Annotated in this window: 21 protein-coding genes; 9 read left to right on the forward strand and 12 right to left on the reverse strand. The window is 44.7% G+C overall.

Annotated features, from left to right (window positions below):
• The first annotated feature begins 6 nt into the window (after window positions 1-6).
• From AACT23_RS11210 to AACT23_RS11220, 3 genes are all read left to right on the forward strand, one after another.
• Entirely contained in the window at window positions 7-1,221 is a 1,215-nt protein-coding gene (locus tag AACT23_RS11210) for a pyridoxal phosphate-dependent aminotransferase (RefSeq protein WP_013856428.1), read from the forward strand.
• A 121-nt stretch (window positions 1,222-1,342) separates the two neighbouring features.
• Window positions 1,343-1,927 (forward strand): 5'-deoxynucleotidase, encoded by a 585-nt coding sequence (gene yfbR / locus AACT23_RS11215; RefSeq protein ID WP_026028280.1) that lies wholly within the window; start codon window positions 1,343-1,345, stop codon window positions 1,925-1,927.
• A 58-nt stretch (window positions 1,928-1,985) separates the two neighbouring features.
• Window positions 1,986-3,311, forward strand: coding sequence for an anti-phage deoxyguanosine triphosphatase (locus tag AACT23_RS11220; protein ID WP_026028279.1), 1,326 nt, complete (start codon window positions 1,986-1,988; stop codon window positions 3,309-3,311).
• 49 nt (window positions 3,312-3,360) lie between these two features.
• On the opposite strand, the gene AACT23_RS11225 is transcribed toward AACT23_RS11220, so the two are convergent.
• Window positions 3,361-3,969, reverse strand: coding sequence for a tRNA-uridine aminocarboxypropyltransferase (locus AACT23_RS11225; protein ID WP_017048558.1), 609 nt, complete (start codon window positions 3,967-3,969; stop codon window positions 3,361-3,363).
• A gap of 3 nt (window positions 3,970-3,972) precedes the next feature.
• Here AACT23_RS11225 and rrtA point away from each other — a divergent pair, with 3 nt between their 5' ends.
• Window positions 3,973-4,566, forward strand: a complete 594-nt coding sequence (gene rrtA / locus AACT23_RS11230) for a rhombosortase (RefSeq protein ID WP_017048557.1) — start codon at window positions 3,973-3,975, stop codon at window positions 4,564-4,566.
• 64 nt (window positions 4,567-4,630) lie between these two features.
• Here rrtA and sohB read toward each other — a convergent pair whose 3' ends face one another.
• Window positions 4,631-5,692 carry a protease SohB gene (sohB, locus tag AACT23_RS11235; protein ID WP_026028277.1) on the reverse strand — a complete coding sequence of 354 codons (1,062 nt, stop codon included), beginning with the start codon at window positions 5,690-5,692 and terminating at the stop codon, window positions 4,631-4,633.
• A 90-nt stretch (window positions 5,693-5,782) separates the two neighbouring features.
• On the opposite strand from sohB, the gene AACT23_RS11240 reads away from it, so the two are divergent.
• Window positions 5,783-6,526, forward strand: coding sequence for a YciK family oxidoreductase (locus AACT23_RS11240; protein WP_017048556.1), 744 nt, complete (start codon window positions 5,783-5,785; stop codon window positions 6,524-6,526).
• A 131-nt stretch (window positions 6,527-6,657) separates the two neighbouring features.
• Here the strand turns inward: AACT23_RS11240 and AACT23_RS11245 are convergent, their stop codons facing one another.
• Window positions 6,658-7,602 (reverse strand): chemotaxis protein CheV, encoded by a 945-nt coding sequence (locus AACT23_RS11245; protein ID WP_017048555.1) that lies wholly within the window; start codon window positions 7,600-7,602, stop codon window positions 6,658-6,660.
• A 90-nt stretch (window positions 7,603-7,692) separates the two neighbouring features.
• Entirely contained in the window at window positions 7,693-8,910 is a 1,218-nt protein-coding gene (gene mlc, locus AACT23_RS11250; RefSeq protein ID WP_013856420.1) for a sugar metabolism global transcriptional regulator Mlc, read from the reverse strand.
• 279 nt (window positions 8,911-9,189) lie between these two features.
• Here mlc and pyk point away from each other — a divergent pair, with 279 nt between their 5' ends.
• Complete coding sequence (pyk, locus tag AACT23_RS11255; protein WP_017045267.1) at window positions 9,190-10,638, forward strand: pyruvate kinase; 1,449 nt, start codon at window positions 9,190-9,192, stop codon at window positions 10,636-10,638.
• Window positions 10,639-10,656: 18 nt separating this feature from the next.
• Here the strand turns inward: pyk and AACT23_RS11260 are convergent, their stop codons facing one another.
• Window positions 10,657-11,856 (reverse strand): patatin-like phospholipase family protein, encoded by a 1,200-nt coding sequence (locus AACT23_RS11260; RefSeq protein WP_094128956.1) that lies wholly within the window; start codon window positions 11,854-11,856, stop codon window positions 10,657-10,659.
• Window positions 11,857-11,874: 18 nt separating this feature from the next.
• Window positions 11,875-11,964, reverse strand: coding sequence for a cytochrome bd-I oxidase subunit CydH (gene cydH / locus AACT23_RS11265; RefSeq protein WP_094123948.1), 90 nt, complete (start codon window positions 11,962-11,964; stop codon window positions 11,875-11,877).
• A gap of 134 nt (window positions 11,965-12,098) precedes the next feature.
• Between cydH and AACT23_RS11270 the strand changes: the two genes are divergently transcribed.
• The 3 genes from AACT23_RS11270 (at window position 12,099) to AACT23_RS11280 (ending at window position 14,716) form a co-directional block, all read left to right on the forward strand.
• The gene (locus tag AACT23_RS11270) at window positions 12,099-12,683 is read left to right on the forward strand and encodes an outer membrane beta-barrel protein (RefSeq protein ID WP_047687855.1); all 585 of its coding nucleotides are present in this window, start codon (window positions 12,099-12,101) and stop codon (window positions 12,681-12,683) included.
• 477 nt (window positions 12,684-13,160) lie between these two features.
• Window positions 13,161-14,621: a sodium-dependent transporter gene (locus AACT23_RS11275; protein ID WP_017045264.1), complete on the forward strand. Its 1,461-nt coding sequence runs from the start codon at window positions 13,161-13,163 to the stop codon at window positions 14,619-14,621.
• A complete protein-coding gene (locus AACT23_RS11280) occupies window positions 14,621-14,716 on the forward strand; it encodes a MetS family NSS transporter small subunit (protein ID WP_094128962.1) in 96 nt (31 codons plus the stop codon). Before AACT23_RS11275 ends, AACT23_RS11280 begins: the two co-directional genes overlap by 1 nt.
• A 362-nt stretch (window positions 14,717-15,078) precedes the next feature.
• Here AACT23_RS11280 and ptsG read toward each other — a convergent pair whose 3' ends face one another.
• The 6 genes from ptsG to pabC form a co-directional block, all read right to left on the reverse strand.
• Window positions 15,079-16,509: a PTS glucose transporter subunit IIBC gene (gene ptsG, locus AACT23_RS11285; protein ID WP_013856413.1), complete on the reverse strand. Its 1,431-nt coding sequence runs from the start codon at window positions 16,507-16,509 to the stop codon at window positions 15,079-15,081.
• 427 nt (window positions 16,510-16,936) lie between these two features.
• The gene (locus AACT23_RS11290; RefSeq protein WP_017045263.1) at window positions 16,937-17,722 is read right to left on the reverse strand and encodes a TatD family hydrolase; all 786 of its coding nucleotides are present in this window, start codon (window positions 17,720-17,722) and stop codon (window positions 16,937-16,939) included.
• Entirely contained in the window at window positions 17,713-18,699 is a 987-nt protein-coding gene (holB, locus tag AACT23_RS11295) for a DNA polymerase III subunit delta' (protein ID WP_094128965.1), read from the reverse strand. Before holB ends, AACT23_RS11290 begins: the two co-directional genes overlap by 10 nt.
• Before the next feature lie 9 nt (window positions 18,700-18,708).
• Complete coding sequence (tmk, locus tag AACT23_RS11300) at window positions 18,709-19,353, reverse strand: dTMP kinase (protein WP_017045261.1); 645 nt, start codon at window positions 19,351-19,353, stop codon at window positions 18,709-18,711.
• Window positions 19,350-20,366, reverse strand: coding sequence for an endolytic transglycosylase MltG (gene mltG, locus AACT23_RS11305; protein ID WP_017049103.1), 1,017 nt, complete (start codon window positions 20,364-20,366; stop codon window positions 19,350-19,352). Before mltG ends, tmk begins: the two co-directional genes overlap by 4 nt.
• Window positions 20,363-21,160, reverse strand: a complete 798-nt coding sequence (gene pabC / locus AACT23_RS11310; RefSeq protein WP_094128968.1) for an aminodeoxychorismate lyase — start codon at window positions 21,158-21,160, stop codon at window positions 20,363-20,365. Before pabC ends, mltG begins: the two co-directional genes overlap by 4 nt.
• Between the last annotated feature and the right edge of the window lie 29 nt (window positions 21,161-21,189).

The raw sequence follows: 21,189 nt of genomic DNA on the forward strand, positions 1-21,189 counted from the left end.
TATACAATGCAAAATATCGGGATGTCGTCAAAACTCGACAATGTCTGCTATGACATTAGGGGTCCTGTACTCAAACATGCTAAACGCATGGAGGAAGAGGGGCATAAAATACTGAAGTTAAACATTGGTAACCCCGCCCCATTTGGCTTTGACGCCCCAGATGAAATCCTAGTTGATGTGATCCGTAATCTGCCTACTTCACAAGGCTATTGCGACTCAAAGGGGATCTATTCCGCGCGCAAAGCCGTGGTGCAGCACTACCAGAAAAAAGGGCTGCGTAGCCTAGATGTAGAAGATGTTTACATCGGTAATGGTGCTTCAGAGCTTATCGTGATGGCGATGCAAGCGTTGCTTAATAATGGCGATGAAATGCTTGTCCCTGCTCCTGATTATCCATTATGGACCGCTTCGGTCGCCCTCTCCGGTGGCACTGCTGTGCATTACTTGTGTGATGAAGAAGCCGATTGGTATCCTGATCTCAACGACATCAACAGTAAAATCACGCCCAAAACACGCGGTATTGTGTTGATCAACCCCAACAACCCAACAGGTGCTGTCTATAGCCGTGATTTCCTGCTGGAAATTGTTGAGATTGCCCGCAAGCATAAATTGATCATTTTCGCCGACGAAATCTACGACAAAATCTTATACGATGGTGCAACCCATACGCCCATTTCAACACTGGCTGATGACGTTTTAATGGTCACTTTTAACGGCCTGTCAAAAGCGTACCGTGTATGCGGGTTCCGTGGTGGTTGGATGTTCCTTACCGGGCCAAAACACATCGCCAAAGGTTATGTGGCTGGTTTGGAAATGCTTGCCTCAATGCGTTTGTGTGCCAACGTGCCCATGCAGCATGCGATTCAAACCGCATTAGGTGGCTATCAAAGTATCAATGAGCTGATTTTACCCGGCGGCCGACTGCTCGAACAGCGCGACCGCGCGTGGGAATTGATCAACCAGATCCCCGGCGTCTCATGTGTCAAACCTAAAGGAGCCATGTACCTGTTCCCGAAAATCGACACGAAAATGTACAGCATTAAAGATGACCAAAAAATGGTGCTCGACTTCTTAAAACAAGAGAAAGTGCTATTGGTTCAAGGAACGGGCTTTAACTGGCCAAAACCGGACCACTTCCGCATTGTCACCTTACCGCATATTGAAGATTTGGAAATTGCCATTGGCCGCTTCGAACGTTTCTTATCGACCTACAGTCAGTAGCATTCTGACGTAAACTTCCATATGCTAAACGGGCGCACTTTTCGATACTAAAAGTGCGCCCGTTTTCTTTTAATCGCCAATTTTTCTCTTGGCCCCCGACACAGCAAGGATGTTTATTGCAATGAAAGAGAGTCACTTTTTTGCTCACTTAGCCCGAATGAAGTTAATTCAACGCTGGCCTTTAATGCGATCCATCTCCAGTGAAAATATCTCTGAACACAGCCTACAAGTGGCATTTGTCGCTCACGCTTTAGCCGTAATCAAAAACAAAAAATTTGGCGGCAAGGTCAACCCTGAACGGATTGCGATTTTAGGTATGTACCACGATACCAGTGAAGTGTTGACGGGCGATCTTCCGACACCAGTTAAATACTACAACCCCGATATTGCGAAAGAATACAAAAAGATAGAAGCCGCCGCCGAACAAAAACTGCTCTCGATGTTGCCTGAAGAGCTGCGTGAGGATTTTGCTCCATATCTCGCTTCAGACGCCGCGCACCCTGAAGATGTGGCGATGGTCAAACAGGCAGATTCACTCTGCGCCTATCTCAAATGCTTAGAAGAACTCAGCGCGGGCAACCATGAATATGCGCTGGCCAAAAAACGTTTAGACGTCACCTTACGAGATCGCCATACACCTGAGATGGAGTATTTTCTCAATACCTTTGCCCCTAGTTTCGAATTAACGCTGGACGAGATCAGCTAACTCACGCTAAGTTACTTGTTAAGTGTTTGAAAAACATAAATGTACTGCAGGAGATGGCATGGATATATCCATTGACCCCAAATGGCTTGAACGCCAAGATGATGAGCATAAAATCCGCCGCGATGATCACCGCAGCCCTTTCCAACGCGATCGGGCACGCATTCTTCACTCGGCAGCATTTCGTCGCTTGCAAGCCAAAACTCAAGTACATGGCACTAGCTTGAATGATTTCCATCGCACTCGCCTCACTCACTCCTTAGAAGCCGCGCAACTCGGCACTGGTATAGTGGCGCAAATTAAACTCAAGCAACCAGAGTTTCGTGATTTGCTGCCTTCGGATAGTTTGATCGATTCCTTATGCCTAGCGCATGATATCGGTCACCCTCCTTATGGTCATGGCGGCGAAGTGGCGCTCAATTATATGATGCGCGATCACGGCGGCTTTGAAGGTAACGCGCAAACCTTTCGAATTGTGACCAGCTTAGAGCCTTACACCGAACACCATGGTATGAACCTGTCACGCCGCACTGTGCTGGGGTTATTAAAATACCCTGCGCTGCTGAGCCAAACTCGCGCCGTACAGCAACCCAATGCAGTCGCTCACCAGCGTCAGTTGAAAGCTAAAGAGTGGTCGCCTGCTAAGGGAATATACGATTGCGATCACGCGATTTTTTCTTGGGTAACAGAGCCGCTCTCTGCGCAAGATAAAGCCCTACTCAGTCAAATGCGTGGTCAGCCCGCAACGCCTTATCAACATCACAAGACTCGCTTTAAATCACTCGATTGCTCAATCATGGAGCTGGCCGATGACATTGCCTACGGCGTGCACGATTTAGAAGATGCCATCGTACTTGGCATGGTGACTCGCCAACAGTGGCAAGAGGCCGCGGCCTCGAAACTGGCCGAATGCGGTGATGCGTGGTTTGAAGAACACATTGCTTCCATCAGTGAAATGCTGTTTGCAGGCAAACATTACCGTCGTAAAGATGCGATTGGCGGGATTGTTAATGCACTACTGACTAGTATTCATATTCAAGCCGTTGATGCGCATTTTGAGAATGAACTACTCGCCTTCAACGCCTATTTAGAACCCAATATGGCCGCCGCACTGGAAGTACTGAAATCATTTGTGAGCCAATATGTGATTCAAATTCCGCAAGTGCAGCGTTTTGAATACAAAGGCCAACAGATCATCATGGATCTGTTTGAAGCGCTAAGCGCCGATCCTGAACGCTTACTGCCAGAAACAACGCGCGGTAAGTGGCAAGCCCAAACCAATGAAAACGATGGTATGCGCGTTATCTGTGACTATATTTCGGCTATGACCGATGGCTATGCGCAAAGGCTCCATCAGCAACTCTTCTCTGCTCATAATCACTATTAATGGCTGGTTGAGTGGTAGCTTCTGCCATCATTACTCACTGATATAGCGGTTACTCGCTGATATAGTTTTGCTTAAAAACCCCAGCTGGCATTTGGCTAATTTGAAAGGCAACCATCGCATCAAAAGCATCAAGGAGCGGTTGAAAATTTTGCCGTGGCTCAAGCAATGACAAGATATGAAAACCAGCTTCAACGGTTGATAAGCTGTTTTCACTCGGTGCCTTGCGAATGCGATAATTGCCTTTGAGATCGGTCGGCAAGTGCAAACACGGTAGCGAATGTAAATTGCTCGAGAGTTGCCACATTTTATACGCTTTCTTCCAAGTACCATCGAGTAAAATAACTCGTACTTTTCTGGTATCAGCATTGATATTCATAGCCGACACGGGCTGCGCAGTCTCATGCGGGTAAAGTACATAGTTGAGCACATCCGGCTCAGCTAAGCACTCATTCAGCTGAGTGTGCCGGCTAAAATCTTCGGCAACAAAGCGCCTGCAATTCGCTAAAGATAAATCGAGAATTCGGGCTGTGCCCATTGGGCGATGTTCTTCTGTCGGATGTTGAAGAATGATAAGCTCGACCGACGAGAAAAGCGGTACGATCAAAGAACAGATGCAGGCTTTTCGCGCTTTACCACATTGAGAACAGTATCGAGACATAACGTGAATTACTTTCGCCTTTGCTTACTAAACATAAACCATCAAAAAAATCGTTATTTTGCACTACTTGCTATCAGCTTGGTCTGCTTGGGGTTGCAATGGCCGCCACTGGCCGCCCTCAGTGCGTGGAATCGGCCTGCCATTGAAGCGGGCCAATGGTGGCGGATCCTAACAGGAAATTTCACACACACCAACTTTACACACCTTGGTATGAACCTCGCAGGGCTGTGGATTATCCATTTTGTGTTTCAGCCGAGCAGTAAAAAATGGTTAATCAGCCTTCTGGCAACCAGCCTGATGGTAGGCGTCAGCCTTTTTTTGAGCCGTATGCAAGTCTATGTCGGCCTTTCAGGCGCGCTCCATGGAATGTTTGCCTATTTGGCTCTACAAGAAGCACTGCAAGGGCGTCGCAGCAGTTGGCTGTTGGTGGTTGGTGTTATTGTCAAAGTTGTCTGGGAGCAAATTTTCGGCGCTTCAAGTAACACCAGTGAGCTTATTAATGCACGCGTGGCTATCGAAGCGCATTTAGCTGGCATGTTGGCCGGGTTGATACTCGCCATCGGTGAATGGCTGAGATCAAAAAAAGCGGAGAAGTAACGTACTTCTCCGCTTAATACTCTCCGAAAAATAATCTGCCTGCTTCGAGAAAGACGCACCTAACCTAAACGATTGGCCGTTGACCGCGACTGATCAATTTCAGAAGCACGCTATCAGCCGCTTCGCCCGCAACACCAGCCAATTTATCAGTCAGTTTTTTCTTCTGCACATAATGGATTGCCAGTACCGTTTTATCTTTACACGCAGCAACCACTAAGTCGTCAGAAGTTTTGATCTCATCGACTAAACCGAGCTCTTGAGCTTGAGTCCCAAACCAGTGTTCACCAGTGGCCACTTTCTCAAGGTCAAGCGCTGGACGATGCTCGCGGATAAAATCTTTAAACAGTTCGTGAGTCTCTTCGAGTTCTTGCTTGAACTTATCGCGCGCTTTATCACTGTTTTCACCAAACATAGTCAGCGTGCGTTTGTATTCACCTGCGGTCAACTGTTCAAATTCAATATCATGTTTTTTAAGCAGTTTATTGAAATTAGGCAACTGTGCAATAACGCCAATGGATCCAACAATCGCAAAAGGAGCGGCCACAATTTTATCAGCAATACACGCCATCATATAACCACCGCTGGCGGCCACTTTATCAACTGCGATGGTTAGGGGTAACCCAGCTGCTTTAATGCGATCGAGCTGCGAAGAAGCCAAACCATAACCATGCACCATGCCACCGCCAGTCTCTAAACGCAGCAACACTTCATCACCTTGACGAGCAACGGCGAGAATGGCGGTCACTTCCTCGCGTAGCGAACTCACTTCTTTGGCATCAATACTGCCGTTGAAATCCAAGACAAAGAGATGCGGTTCACGTTTGGTATCTAGCGCGCCCTCTTTGGCCGCTTTTTTGATCGCTTTGTCACGTGCTTTGTTTTTCTCTTTTTCGCTTTTCTTTTCTGCTTTATCGCGAGCCTTCAAGAAAGCATCATCGTGCAGATGGTGTTCCATTTGCTCGACCATTTCTTTATGACGCTCGGTTAAATTCACTACTTCCAGCTCGCCTTTCTGCGCGCTGTTTTTTCCGCCCACCGATTTCACAATGACCAATAGCACAACAAGAGCGACGACGATTGTCGCAATCTTGGCCAAAAATAGGCCGTAGTCCAATAAAAATTCCAACGTCCTAATCCTCATAGGTTTTGATTTGGTGTATTGTAACCACCTTGTCACGAAGACTTAAAGCAAATCATAACAATAAGGAAGCACAAGGTGGATTATTCAGTTTCTGCAGATGCCCTCAAAGATAGAGTCATTTTAGTTACAGGTGCTGGCGACGGTATCGGTAAACAAGCCGCCATCAGCTATGCAGCCCACGGCGCAACCGTCATTTTGCTCGGCCGCACGGTGAAAAAGTTAGAACAAACGTATGATGAGATAGAAAACGCTGGCTACGCAACACCTGCGATTGTTCCGCTGGACATGAAAGGAGCCACCAAGCAACATTACCTCGATATGATCGATACCATTGCAGAGCAGTTTGGTCGCTTAGATGGTGTGCTACATAACGCGGGGCTTTTGGGTGTGATCAGCCCGTTTGATCAGATCGGTGAAGATTCTTATGACGATGTCATGCAGGTCAACGTCAAAGCGCAATTCTTACTCAGCCAAGCGGCGCTGCCATTGCTGCACAAATCTCCAGATGCGCGGATTGTATTTACGTCTTCAACCGTAGGCCATGATGGTCGTGCTTTTTGGGGCACTTATGCTATGTCAAAATTCGCCACAGAAGGGATGATGCAAGTGCTAGCTGATGAGCTAAGCAACACATCAATTCGAGTGAATGCAATTAATCCCGGTGGCACGCGCACAGGCATGCGCGCCAAAGCTTATCCCGCTGAAGATGTGGAGTTGTTGAAAACGCCTAAAGATATCATGCCGCTTTATCTCTATTTAATGGCGCCGGAAAGCCAAGCCGTGAATGGTCAATGTATCGATGCACAACCGAAAAAGTAATGGCTTAGCTTTTTCTTAATCTTTCAATGCCTTGCCTCATCAGCAAGGCATTGTCGTTTGAGGTGAACGTTACTATTTCATGTCAGCACATTACATTAGAGACGACTTTATTGTAATGATGGCTAAAAATCTTACGAAAGCACATCACGTAATCGGTCTTGTGCCACTTGTACTAATAAATCGGGTTGGAATTTAGAGATAAAACGATCACAACCCACTTTTTGTACCATGGCTTCATTAAAGCTGCCACTGAGTGACGTGTTTAACGTAATAAATAGTGATTTCATTCTCGGATCATTACGGATCTCGGAAGTCAGTTTATAGCCGTCCATTTCTGGCATTTCAGCATCGGTGATCATCAGTAAAAGCTCACTCGTTACATCTCTTCCTTCATCGCTCCACGACTTCAGAAGATTCAATGCTTCTAAGCCATCTCTGCATTCGACAATTTCCAAACCAAGCTGTGAGAGCGTCCCTTTTATTTGGTTACGAGCCGTTGAAGAATCATCCACAATCAGAATTTTTCGCCCGACCATCTCCGCAACCAAATCATGATCAAGAACGCCTTCTGAGATAGAAACGTCATAATCAATAATCTCAGCTAACACTTTTTCAACATCAATGATTTCAACAATATGGCTACTGTTGACCTCTTTAACATGGGTGATAGCGGTAAGGTAATTAGAACGGCCAGCTAAACGCGGTGGTGGCTGAATTTCAGTCCATGCGGTATTGATAATATTGCGAACTTGCCCAACCAAAAAACCTTGAATGGTTCGATTGTACTCAGTGATGATGAGGTTCTGTTCCTGGCTATCCAAGCGAGATGGAGGAAAACCGATCGCACTGCGCAAATCAATGACAGGAACTGGCACTCCCCTCAATGAGGCTACCCCCGTAATATTATGATGAGAACCGGGCAATTTCGTTAACTGAGGAACTTTGATCACTTCCCTCACCTTAAATACATTGATCGCAAAAATTTGCCGGCTATTTAAGCTGAATAAAAGCAACTCAAGTCGATTCTCTCCGACAAGATTGGTGCGCTGGTCAACCGTATTTAAAACACCTGACATACGAAATCCCGAAAATTATAGTGAACTCACATAACAGTATAGCCATATGGGTTAATTGTAAAAAATATAAATGATCTAACCGCGAAAAAATTAACCTTCGACAACTTTCATCAGCAAAAGTCCATCATAGAGAGCTTGTTTAATCAAAGCCGCACCGGGCATGGTTGCCTGTTTATAAAAACGTGATTCCACTAATTCGAGATCTTGATGATAGACAGGTAAGCTCTGCTCTTCGATGCATTTTTGCAATGCAGGGTATAACACGTTCTTAGCTTGGTTAATAACACCACCGATAAGAATTTTTTCTGGGTTAAATAGGTTGATCACAATTGCGATTGCGGCCCCTAAATAACGCCCTAGTTTCTCTATCACATCCACCGCTAATGGGTCACCCTCTGCTGCGGCCTCACAGATATCTTCAATAGTGATTTCACTGTGCTCAGTCAATGATGAAACCTCACCGTTTGCAATACGCAGCGCCACTTCTTCACGAATTGCTTGCGAACTGGCGACTGTCTCCAAACAGCCAATATTGCCACAATGGCAACGTTTACCGTGCGGATCAATTTGGATATGGCCTAACTCACCGATATTCCCGTGCCGACCTTGCAGCACCCTGCCATCAAGGATAATGCCGGCCCCTAAACCGTGGTGAATAGAGATAAGAACTGAATTTTCATTGCCTTGCGAATGGCCAAACAACTTTTCAGCCAGTGCCCAAGCTCGGGTATCATTCGCCACAAATACAGGTAGGCCCGTCGCCTTATAAATTTCAGGACCAAGAGCCAGATTTTCCACATTGTAATGAGGCATCTGCAGTACAATCCCTTGCTCTGAATTCACTAAACCGGGCAAGGTAATTGCGATACTCGTCACTCGATCCAATTGCGACGAGTAGGTTTGAAAAAATTCTTCAATTTCGTAAAGCAACCTAGCGAGCACGTCATCTTGGTCTAGCTCATGGATCTCAATTTTGGTGTCGATCAACACTTCACCACCCAACTCATGCAGGGCAATAATTAGGTAACCACGCCCTAAACGCATGGATAAAAATTGCCATCCCTCATTATTGGTTTGTAAACCAACGGCTGGGCGGCCACGGCTGATCGCTTCTTGTACTGTCGTTTCATGGATTAAATGAGCTTCAATTAACTCACGAGTAATTTTGGTAATACTTGCCGGAGCAAGCTCACTCTCCTTCGATAAATCGATGCGAGAAATGGGACCTTTTTGGTCAATGAGTTTATATACACGACCAGCATTGACCTGTTTGATATGATCAATATGGCCTGGTTGCGCCATATACATTGGGAGCTCCAGAAATCAATAACATGCCAATTTTTTTACTTTGCGAAGTAATTGTGAAGCGCTTTAGTATATTGCCGTGACAAGCATCACGGATATACATAGATCTTCGTGTATTTAGCCAATAAACTGCCATTTGTTTACATTCAAAAAATATGAAACTCCTCTTTTTTTGTGACAAAAATCATCTGACACCTGTCGATAAATTTCACTCTTATCCCCTTTCTTTCGCCAGATCTTGCATATACTCAATCTAGATTCCCGCCCCATCAGGAGAACACAATGACCGCTGTGTTAAGAAGAACAAAAATCGTGACTACTTTAGGCCCATCAACAGACAAAGGCGAGATATTAGAGGCGATTATCAAAGCTGGCGCAAATGTTGTGCGCATGAATTTTTCACATGGTAGCTCCGAGGACCATAAACTGCGAGCGCAACGAGTAAGAGCTATCGCGGCTAAGTTGGGTCGCCATGTCGCTTTACTTGGTGATTTACAAGGACCAAAAATTAGGGTCTCCACATTTAAAGAAGGAAAAGTCTACTTAAATGAAGGTGACCGATTTGTTCTTGATGCAGAGCTCCCCCCTGGGCAAGGTGACCAAGACTCGGTTGGCATTGACTACAAAAAGCTACCACAAGATGTGCAACAGGATGACTTGCTGCTATTGGACGACGGACGAGTACAACTACTCGTCACAGCAGTCGATGGTGCTAAAATACACACCATAGTCACCGTCGGTGGTCCACTTTCAAATAACAAAGGAATCAACAAAAAGGGTGGCGGTTTATCGGCGGAAGCGCTGACCGAAAAAGACAAACGAGACATACTACTCGCCGCCGAAATACAGGTTGAATATCTGGCCATTTCATTTCCTCGCAATGGCGAAGATATGAAATACGCTCGCCGCCTCGCTCGTGATGCTGGCCTTGAGGCCAAGCTCGTGGCGAAAGTGGAACGGGCAGAAACCGTGGCCAGTGATCACAATATTGATGACATCATTATGGCCTCCGATGTGATCATGGTCGCTCGTGGTGACTTGGGGGTAGAAATTGGTGATCCTGAGCTGGTTGGTGTGCAGAAAAAACTGATCCGCCGCGCTAAGGCACTCAATAGAGTAGTGATCACCGCAACACAAATGATGGAGTCAATGATAGAGAACCCAATGCCAACCCGCGCGGAGGTAATGGATGTTGCCAATGCGGTGCTTGACGGAACCGATGCGGTGATGCTTTCAGGTGAAACTGCTGCTGGGAAATACCCAGTAGAAACGGTTCGTTCGATGGCCGAAGTGTGTGTCGGCGCGGAAAAAATGATCGAAGCTAGCCAACAAAATTACCGAATCGATACTTCGTTTGTGACTGCTGAAGAGACCATCGCGATGTCCACTATCTATGCGGCCAATCACATGGAAGGAATCAAAGCCATGGTGACTCTGACCGAATCAGGAAGAACAGCGCTTATGACCTCACGCTTAAATTCTGTACTGCCTATCTTTGCTATGTCGCCCAATGAACGAAGTTTAAACCGCTGCGCTCTATATCGGGGAGTCACACCCGTCTATTTTGATACCAAAGCAGACACTGGTTTTGATGTGGCCGTTGCAGCTCTCAATACGCTTAAGGAGAAAAAATTGTTAGAGTTCGGTGACTTAGTGATCATCACTCAAGGTGACATTATGGATGTCGAAGGGTCAACCAACTGCATGCGTATCCTGCCGGTCCTTGAATAACCCGTGATCCCCGTTGACTTAATGGTCGCGGGGAAAATAATCCGATGATGCAATACGGGACTGATATGCCGACTGCGCTTGGTTAAATTGGTCGATAAAGCGATAACCCGCCGTCAGTCCCAGCTCATAATCATAAAGCAGATCTTCTTGACTGCTTAAGAGAGATCTTGACCTCAATGGTTCGCTGGGCACAATCTGTAGGATGTAAACATCATCCGGCGGCGCACGCAAAAATTCTTGAGTAAGAGAATAAGTTTGGTAATGCACCATTAACATATCCGCTAACCCCGAATCAAACTTGTCACCAATTAAATGACTCAAGCGATAAATATCATCAGCGCCAAATAACCAGCGTCCACCATTGAGTAGCTCCAAATTCATTTGCTCACGTTTTTGTAGCTTAGAACGTTCTATTTGTTGATGGAGAAGACCACTCCACTCTTGCTTCCAGTAAGACAATTTTTGTCGCCACTGACCTTGAATATTTTGCAAAGGTTCATGTAACCAATGAGCCTCGTTGTAAGGCTTAACAGAAGGCAACGGCTTCATCGGTAACCCACTCTCTACCGCGTCGACATCAGGGCATTCAGTGCGGATTACCGCGACAAAACGGGCACCTCTACGCCATGCCTCCTGAACTGGAATTGATGCCGATACTCCACCATCAATATATAGGTCATCACCCAGCTTGACTTCATGCGGATATAAGCGGGGAATCGCACAGGTGGCAATCAACACCTCTCGCCAGTTACTTGCTAATATCGGGAAATAATGGTCGTGGAGTGAGTGTGCTGAGGTAACAGCAGCATAAGCTTTTCTGTTCGCAAGGACTTGGGCTCCCATATCGACATCCAACCGATAAGGAAATTCCGATATGCGATCTAAAGCCCAATCCAAGTTCATGAACTGCTTACGCCGAACGTAGCTAAATAGATTAAAAAAATTAGCATCCGTGGTGAGTTCTAAAATAAAAGCCTTGCCTAACCCATGCTGACGGCATAGGTAAGCGCACAAATTCAATGCACCTGCAGAGGTGCCATAAAATTCATCAAAGGGGTCAAAATTGGAAAGAAGGAACGCATCTAACACACCTGCGGTAAAAATACCTCTTTGGCCACCACCTTGGGCAACCAATGCATTTTTTCCTCCAATGTACTTCGAGAGCCGATCTAAATCCGCTCTCGTCTCTTTATCAGAGATAGTTCCACTAGTGTTCATCAGCAGAACCCTCGTTGATTAATGGCTGATAGCGATCAAACCAAAACCGACGAGAATAGTAAAGACCGTTGCAGTAATCACTAATGCGTATTTTAGATCAAGTTCCATAGCCACCTCCTATCAGATAACAAAGTAATAACATCAGTGTGAAGTATCTTCAAGAATCGTTGGTTTTTCGTGCACAATTATGGAGTTACCATCACAATAACCTAATCGTTAAAAAGTGGCTTAGGTTAATAATTATGCATCAATACAATAAAATCATTCTTATCATAGGAGCTTTATCTGCTCCCTATGCACAAGCGCAAGTCATCGTTTCTCCCTTTTTTGGGTATATCATTGGGGGGGAAGTCGAGGATCAAACCAGCAATGAATACGATTTAAAAGCTTCCTCTGGTTATGGCCTCGCTATAGAAACTGATTACGAAAAAGGCCGAATTGGTCTGTTTTATGCCACTCAAAACACCTCTGTTGAAACCATTAACGCGGATGCCAACATCCATTATCTCCACTTTCAAAGCAGCATTTATTATCCGACAAGCCAACAATTGACCGCTTATATAGGCCTAGGTATCGGTGGTTCTTATACGGATGTTGACTGGGCTAAAGATAAATATGGTTTTTCTTCAAGCTTGTTTGGGGGTTTTGAGTATGCCTTTACCGATAACATTGCGCTGAATAGCCAAGTGCGTTGGTTAGGTACCTCTGTTGACAACGAAACTTCAGCAACCTGCACACTGCCCTCTTCAGAAACGTGCGCGATTCGTTTTAAATCTGATTGGATCAATCAATTTTCGGCTAATATCGGCCTAACAGTTCGTTTTTAAACCAAGATAAAATTGTGGTGTGATTCACTAGTGAGTGTATGTTTTTCAGTCATACACTCTTCGACAAAAAATAGTTTTATCATTTATATTTTTTAAACAACGAAGTTATAAATTCCATTCTTATTAAAAAATGACGTTCATTCCACCTAAATACCAATTAATTAACAACTAATACACCATCAAAAAACCAGGGAATAACATTTACAATCTATTGCCTTAACTTAGATTAGTCTGTAGTCTCGAACCCATGCGTAGCTGATTATTTCAGATACAGCAAACACACATCGAACTATTAAGAACAATATTCTGAGTTCTCGGAAAGCTGACAACATATAACACTAACTTTTTGCCAGTTCATGGATGATGGCGCAAATATTCACGGTCTACTTAGTGTACCGATAGTATTCATCACTCCAACACTGGCTCCGCAGCCGAAGAGAAGCTTCATACCTCAGGGAAGTCGTAAAGGAGTAAACAATGAAGCGAGAACAATGGGGATCCCGTGCAGGGTTCATTCTGGCTGCCGTAGGTTCGGCTATCGGTCTTGGAAACATATGGCGTTTCCCTTATATGGCTTATGAGAATGGGGGTGGTGCATTCTTCATCCCTTACCTTTTCGCCATGATCACAGCGGGTATACCGTTTATGATCCTAGAGTTCAGTATGGGTCAAAAGCATCGCGGTTCAGCACCAGCCACACTGGCTAAAATTCACGCAAAATTTGAATGGTTAGGTTGGTTCCAAGTAGGGGTTGCCGCTATTATTGCTGTGTATTATGTGGCCGTTATTGGCTGGGCTATTTCCTACTTTGGTATGTCGTTTACACAAAGTTGGGGAACCGATACTAATGCTTTCTTCTTTAGCAACTATTTAGCACTAGGCGATAATTCACCGACAAATCTCGGTAGTATTCAATGGAAAATCGCCATTGCAATGCTGATTGCATGGGCCATTACTTATGCTGCTATCGTCGGTGGAGTGAAATCTGGAATCGAACGCGCTTCAAAAATCATGATGCCAATACTGTTTATCATGGTACTGCTTTTGATTGGCCGCATGATTTTCCTACCAGGTGCATTAGATGGTGTGAACTACATGTTTGAGCCTGACTTTGACAAGATCTGGGATGTGAAGGTTTGGGCTGCTGCTTATGGACAGATTTTCTTCACCCTAAGTATTGGTTTTGCCATCATGCTGGCGTATTCCAGCTACCTTCCTGAGAAATCAGACATAACGAATAACGCCTTCATGACAGTATTGATCAACTGTGGTTTCTCAATTCTGGCGGGGATTATGATTTTCTCTGTTCTTGGCTACATGGCTCATGAACAAGGCAAACCGTTGACAGAAGTCGTGTCTGCGGGCGTTGGGCTTGCATTCGTTACGTTACCAGCGGCTATCAACCTATTGCCAGCGCCCTATATTCTTGGGCCAATCTTCTTCTTTGCACTTGTTGTTGCAGGCCTAAGCTCACACATATCAATCATTGAAGCCGTCACCTCAGCCGTCATCGATAAGCTAAAATGGAGCCGTAAAAAGGCCGCTAATGTAGTTATCAGCGTAGGGTTTTTGGTTTCAATGGCCTTTGCGACCAACGGTGGCCTGTTGCTACTCGACCTTGTCGACCACTTCGCAAACAACGTGGGCATTATGGCGAGCTGTCTAGTGGAACTTACGCTCATGGCATGGCTATTTAAGATTTCTGACGTACGCAAATACGTGAACAGCATTTCCGATTTCAATATTGGCGTGTGGTTTGATATTTGTCTGCGCTTTATCTCACCTGTAATTTTGGCCATTATTGTCGCCACAAAACTGAACGCTCTATTCACAGAAGGTTACGGTGGTTATGACCTCACCCTAGGATGGGTCATGATCGGGTTACTATTCGCTATAGGCGTAACAATCAATGCAACAAGCCGCAAGGAGTGCAACTAATGACGACAAGTGCAATTATTATGATGATTATTGGTTTGGGCGTTACGTGGGGTGGCGCCGCCATCTGCATTAAAAAAGCCATGAACAAACAATAATCCTGTTGATTCTAAAAGCCGATGTCATCATCGGCTTTTTTTATGCCTGTCGACAACCGCTACACCTGCCTCTTGAAGCCAAACCTATTCATGCCACCCAAACCACAGCAAAATTAAACAAGTGATGTGAATAAAGGAATAGAGCGAAATAGCCCTTACTTGATTATCGTTTGAGATAAAAGAGAGTTAAGTCGACAAGCCAAGCGTGAGATCCGTCTTATCGCCGCAAGCGGACAACTCAACTAATAAATGAGATGGCAATGATCAACTTATAAAAATAGAGAATGGCTGATGAGCGAGTTAGCGGCAAAAGAAAAGGAGGCTTTCGCCTCCTTTTTTATAGGGGAATGAAAAGATATGAATTAACCGTGGTTACGGATCCACTCATCCATTTCAGTTTTAAGGTTGTCAGACTTAGTACCAAAGATAGCTTGAACGCCACCCGATACAACAACAACACCCGCAGCACCAAGCTGTTTCAATTTCTCTTGGTTTACTGCTTCTGTTTTAGCAACAGAAACGCGTAGACGAGTAATACATGCATCTAGGTTAGTGATGTTTTCTTTACCACCAAAGGCTGCAACAAGTTCACCAGCTAACTCACTACCTGTAGCAGAAGAAGCTTCTTCAGATTCATCTTCACGACCTGGAGTTTTCAGGTTCATCGTACGGATAACGAAAGTAAACACGACATAGTATAGAACTGCATAAGCAATACCTAGACCAACCAATAGCAACATGTTTTCAGCACGAGGAGATTGAACAACAAAGTCAATGAAACCGTTCGAGAACGTGTGACCGTGAACAACACCTAGAGCGTTAGTCAATACATAAGCAAGACCAGCTAGCAAAGCATGAACAACATAAAGTACTGGAGCGATGAATAGGAACGAGAACTCAATAGGTTCTGTAATACCCGTTAGGAATGAAGTCAATGCAGCTGACGCCATGATACCCATTACTTTGGCACGGTTTTCTGGTTTAGCACTGTGTGCAATTGCAATTGCTGCAGCTGGAAGACCGAACATTTTGAATAGGTAGCCACCCGCTAGTTGACCGAAACCGTTACCTGCAGCGCGAGACGCATCATCAGCAGTCAAGAAACAAGTCATGATACCGTGAACGGTAGTACCTGCATTGTTGGTACATGTACCTGCTTCATAGAAGAAAGGCACGTTCCAGATGTGGTGAAGACCAAATGGAATCAATGAACGCTCAACAACACCGTAGATACCAAATGCGGTTACTGGGTTTTGGTTAGCAGCCCAATCAGAGAATGTTGCGATAGCTGAACCTACAGGAGGCCAAATGATAGATAAAACAATACCTAGAGCAATCGCAAGGAAACCCGTAATGATTGGTACTGCACGTTTACCCGCGAAGAAGCCAAGATATTCAGGAAGTTGAATTTTGTAAAAACGATTGAATGCCCAAGCAGCAACACCACCTGCAAGGATACCACCAAGAACGCCCGTCTCGATGTTATCAACACCCATTACGACTGCCATTACTTTTAGCGTCGCAACCATGATGCCATAGCCAACAATTGCTGACAGGCCTGAAACACCATCGTTATTCGTGAAGCCTAATGCTACACCTACTGCAAAGAGTAGTGCCATTTGACCAAAAACCGAACCACCAGCTTGTTCCATTAAATGTGAAACAACTTCTGGTAGCCAGCTAAAGTTCGCTGCACCCACACCAAGCAAAATACCCGCAACTGGTAAAACTGATACTGGAAGCATCAGAGCCTTACCAACTTTCTGCAGGTTTGCAAAAAGGTTTTTAAACATGTTTATGCTCCTGATTAAGTTATTAGAATTGTTTGGGTTCTAACGGCACACCCCCGTAGCCTAAATGTTAGCACCCAATGAAAATGTAACCACATATCGCATTATATTTTTCGCCTCTAAATATATCTTGATGCCACTCAAACTTTCTAGTTAGTAACGAAATTTTGTTTCAAAACAATAGACCGATCACAATGCGGGAGGGTGTAAACACTGCCAATCAATTAATATAACTCTATGTTTTATAATGACATTGTTAACAATACCATTAATTTCACAGAGTGAATAAAATTAGCGCACTTGTTATTTTTAGTAACAAAATTACAATTTTAACTTTCAAGCTTATTTTTTCAACAGATTAAGTAAACAAGGTAATAAGTTGTTAATTATCACGCTAACTTGATAAAAAACGCCGTCTTACACGCATTTCTCACGACAATTCAACTTTCCGTCGCAAAAAAAGATTTTGGTAATTTTCGGTCGTTTTTTCTTCAATTTCTTTTAATGACAGATTTTTTAGCTGTGCAATATAAGCAGCAACCTCAACAACGTAGGCTGGCTGATTTTGCTGACCACGGTGTGGAACCGGCGCAAGATAAGGGGAATCAGTTTCAATCAGCAAGCGTTCCAAGGGCAGCGCCTTCACAACTTCTTTCAATTCTGTCGCTTGTCTAAACGTGACAATTCCTGAGATAGAAATATAAAAGCCAAGCTCCATAGCGGCTTGTGCAAAGGCAAGATCTTCAGTAAAACAATGGATAACACCACCGCACCTTTCTGCCCCACCATCACGGAGCATTTCAAGAGTATCAGCCCGGGCATTCCGTGTATGAATGATCAAAGGTTTGTTAAGGGCAACAGCGGTTTCAATGTGCTGTGAAAACCGTAACTTCTGTAACTCAGCCGTTTCCGGCTGATAGTGATAATCTAGCCCCGTTTCGCCAATCGCCACCACTTTGGGATGACTCGCGTATTGATGGAAGCGGGTCAATTCAAAATGACTTTCAACGTCAAGTGGATGAACACCACAAGAAGCATGAACATTATCAAAGGGCTGAATAAGCTCTAACATTGGTTCAAAAGAATCCAGCGTTACGCCAACAGAAAGCAATTGCTTAACATTGGCTTGACGAGCTTTTTCTACTACATCAGCAACATCGATATGGAGCGTATCGTAATCAAGTTTATCTAAGTGGCAGTGCGAATCTACAAACATGTTTTCTCATCATTAAAGTTAAATAGCCAATCGCTGATCAGTAGCTCACTATTGAGCCCACTAAACGTCTTTAGTTCTTCCATTAAACGAGTTAATGCCTTGGTTTGGCGATAAAGTACTGGGTAGCTGATCTGTTTTGCTAATCGAAGGCTAATAGGAAGCTGCTGCTGTTCAACCACGCCAAATTGTACCTTTTGCGTATCGGTCAACATGGTCCACAACCAAGCCAAATATTGGGTAGGCGCCTCATTAATCTGCTTCACACAAGCGGAAATATCGGCACTGGCATCGGTTAAGCAATGAGCAATATTTTGCTCAAAAGCCTGATATTTTGCTAACTCTCCCGATTGAACAAACGCCAACGTATTTAGTGGTGAATAACCATTTAAATGCGCCGCATAAGGAGGGACAGGTTGCGATGTCTGTTCACTTAACCAATGCGAGACTTGTTCACTGCTCGGTGGTGTCAGCACCGTTTTTTGACAGCGACTGATAATGGTTGGGAGTAATGGGTTGATACGAGAGGCGACAAGTAAGAAAAAACAATTGCGCCCCGGAGCTTCCAACGTTTTGAGCAGTGCATTCGCTGCTGATTCATTCATGGAATCGGCGGGATTAATAACGATAAAGCGAGCACCAGAAAGCTGCGCCGATTCTTGAGCCAACTTATTGCATTGCCTAATTTGATCAACGGTAATCGCCTTCCCCTCTTTTTCAGGCGAGATCAGATGAAAATCAGGGTGACTACCAGACTTCATCAATTCGCAGCTATGACAAAACCCACACGCTTCTGAATGGCTATGCGAACACATCACTGCTGCACTCAACTTCTCAATGAGCCGTTCAGCGCCCAGCCCTGAGGGAGAAACGAGTAAGCTCGCCGCAGGGAACTGCTGGTTATTGAGGCTGGTTTGCCACTGAAGCCAATAGCCTGCTAACCAAGGATACAGATCATTTATCATTAATTTGTTACTCAATGTTTAGCCCTAGTTTCTCTCTAGCATATTGGTTTCTAGAAACTGGGTTAACGCTGCTTTGATAGAGAATGCCACCGCTTCTATTGTTTGTTCAGCATTAATCACAGCCACGCTTTTATCTTCCTTAGCTAGGGCAAGGTAACGTTCACGCGTGCGCTCAAAAAAACCAATATCCATTTTTTCGATACGATCAAGCTCACCTCGACCTCTGGCTCTTTCTAAACCGATGCTCGGATCTAGGTCCAAATAGAGAGTAAAATCTGGCTTAAAATCACCTAGCGTTACCTTTTTAAGGTTTTGCATCGTTTCTAGCGGAATTTGCCTCCCACCACCTTGGTAGGCTTGAGAGGACATATCATGGCGATCACCAACCACCCACGAACCAGCCGCAAGTGCAGGCTTAATCACATTTTCAACCAATTGAACACGAGCGGCGTACATTAATAACAGCTCAGTCATATCCTGAAGCACTTCACCTTCATGCTCTTCTTTGACTAAGGCGCGCATTTTTTCTGCTAAAACAGTTCCACCCGGCTCACGAGTATGAGTGATATTTGTCACGCCGAACTCAATAAGTGTTTCTCTAATGGATTGAATAGCAGTGCTTTTTCCTGCGCCTTCTAAACCTTCTACAACAATAAATTTAGCATTCATGACTGGGTTCTTAACTGTTTTAAATAAGCGCGAACAGCGCGATTATGTTCATTCAATGTTTTAGAAAAAACGTGTCCACCAGAGCCACTGGCAACAAAATACAAATAATTACTCTGCTCTGGGTTTAATGCCGCTTTGATTGAGGCTTCCCCCGCCATCGCAATAGGCGTAGGAGGTAAACCAAAAATAGTATAAGTATTAAATGGCGTCGGTGTTCTTAAGTCTTTTTTACGAAGATTGCCATCGTAGGCATCGCCAAGCCCGTAAATGACCGTAGGATCAGTCTGTAGCCGCATCCGTTTATTGAGTCGATTGACAAAAACGGAGGCAATGCGCCCTCGCTCTGAAGCAATAGCCGTTTCCTTTTCAATAATTGACGCCAAAATCAACGCTTCATAAGGCGTTTTAATTGGCAGATTTGGCTGGCGATTGGCCCAATGTTGATCGAGTATTTTCTCAAGACGTCTATTGGCCCTTTTTAGGATCTCAAGATCGGTCGTTCCAAAAGGGAAATGATAAGTCTCCGCTAGAAACAATCCTTCAAGCTTTTGCTGCTCAATACCTAATTTTTGGGCAATGTCGGCTTCTGCCAAATCAGCTATCGTGTTTGTCACGCCTTCAGTTTGTGCAAGCAGAGCTCGCCACTCATTAAAGCGGCTCCCTTCGACAAAGGTAATAGAGAACTGATGCTCTTTACCGGATATCACGTCACTTAAGAGATCGATCAATCGATCTCCGGGTTGTACTTGGTAAGTTCCCGCCTTAATTTTGGTTATTTCAGGATGCAGACGTCGTACTAACTTGTACATCGAAAAATCCGTTATCCATTTTTTCTCATTCAATAGCGTTAATACGCCATTAAGGCTTGTACCTGATTTTATGGTCACGACTTGCGATGAAGGAAGCGATAGAGGCTGTTCTAAATAAGCATCTACCTGTCGCTCAATGTAGAAATATCCAGCTCCAACGGCGATAATGATCAGTAGTAATACAACGAGAATTCGATTAATCACGAGTTAAAACGCTCCTGAAAATAGCGTGTTATTTTACCAATAGGGAAAATCGTATTTGCAATTGCCGTGACAGGCGCAACGCCTAATAAGGAGTTAGTAATAAACACTTCATCTGCCGACAATAACTCTTCTAATGAGAATGCTCTCACCTCAACCTTGAGATCGGTAGCCGCCGCCAATAATACACGACGAATAACCCCAGCTACGCCTGCATTGTCTAAGCTTGGCGTACATAACCTATCCCCTGACACCCAAAAAATATTTGCAACCGTAGTTTCTATGACATGCTCATTGATGTCTAGCGCGATGCCGTCAGCGTACCCTTTTGCATCCATCTCTGACTTCAATAAAACTTGTTCTAGTCGATTGTTATGTTTGTGACCCGCCAATAATGGCGAGAGTCCCATCCGCTGTTGGCATACACCAAGCTCGATACCATCGGCTATCCACTGACCATAATGGGCTGGATACTCAAAGGTGCTGATAGTGACTTGAGAATCGCCAACGTTAGCAGGGCTATAACCCCGACCACCTTGTCCGCGGCTAATATGAATTTTCACACCGGATTTTGCGGTAAGAGGAACGATCGTTGAGAGCCAATGTTCAACTTGCCGCCAATCAGGGGCGGGAATAGCTAAACACCGCAAACAAGATTCCATGCGTTCAACGTGCATATCCCAATATTGAAGCTCACCAGCGCAAACGAGAATCGTTGTGAAGCAACCATCCCCATACTGAAAAGAGCGATCAGTAAGAGATAGAGTGTCACTAGGTTGTCCATTTACCCAAAACATCGTGCTTACCCCACAAAAAGAAACGGCTC

This window comes from Vibrio sp. V09_P4A23P171 (assembly GCF_963875615.1).
Lineage (GTDB): Bacteria > Pseudomonadota > Gammaproteobacteria > Enterobacterales > Vibrionaceae > Vibrio > Vibrio anguillarum.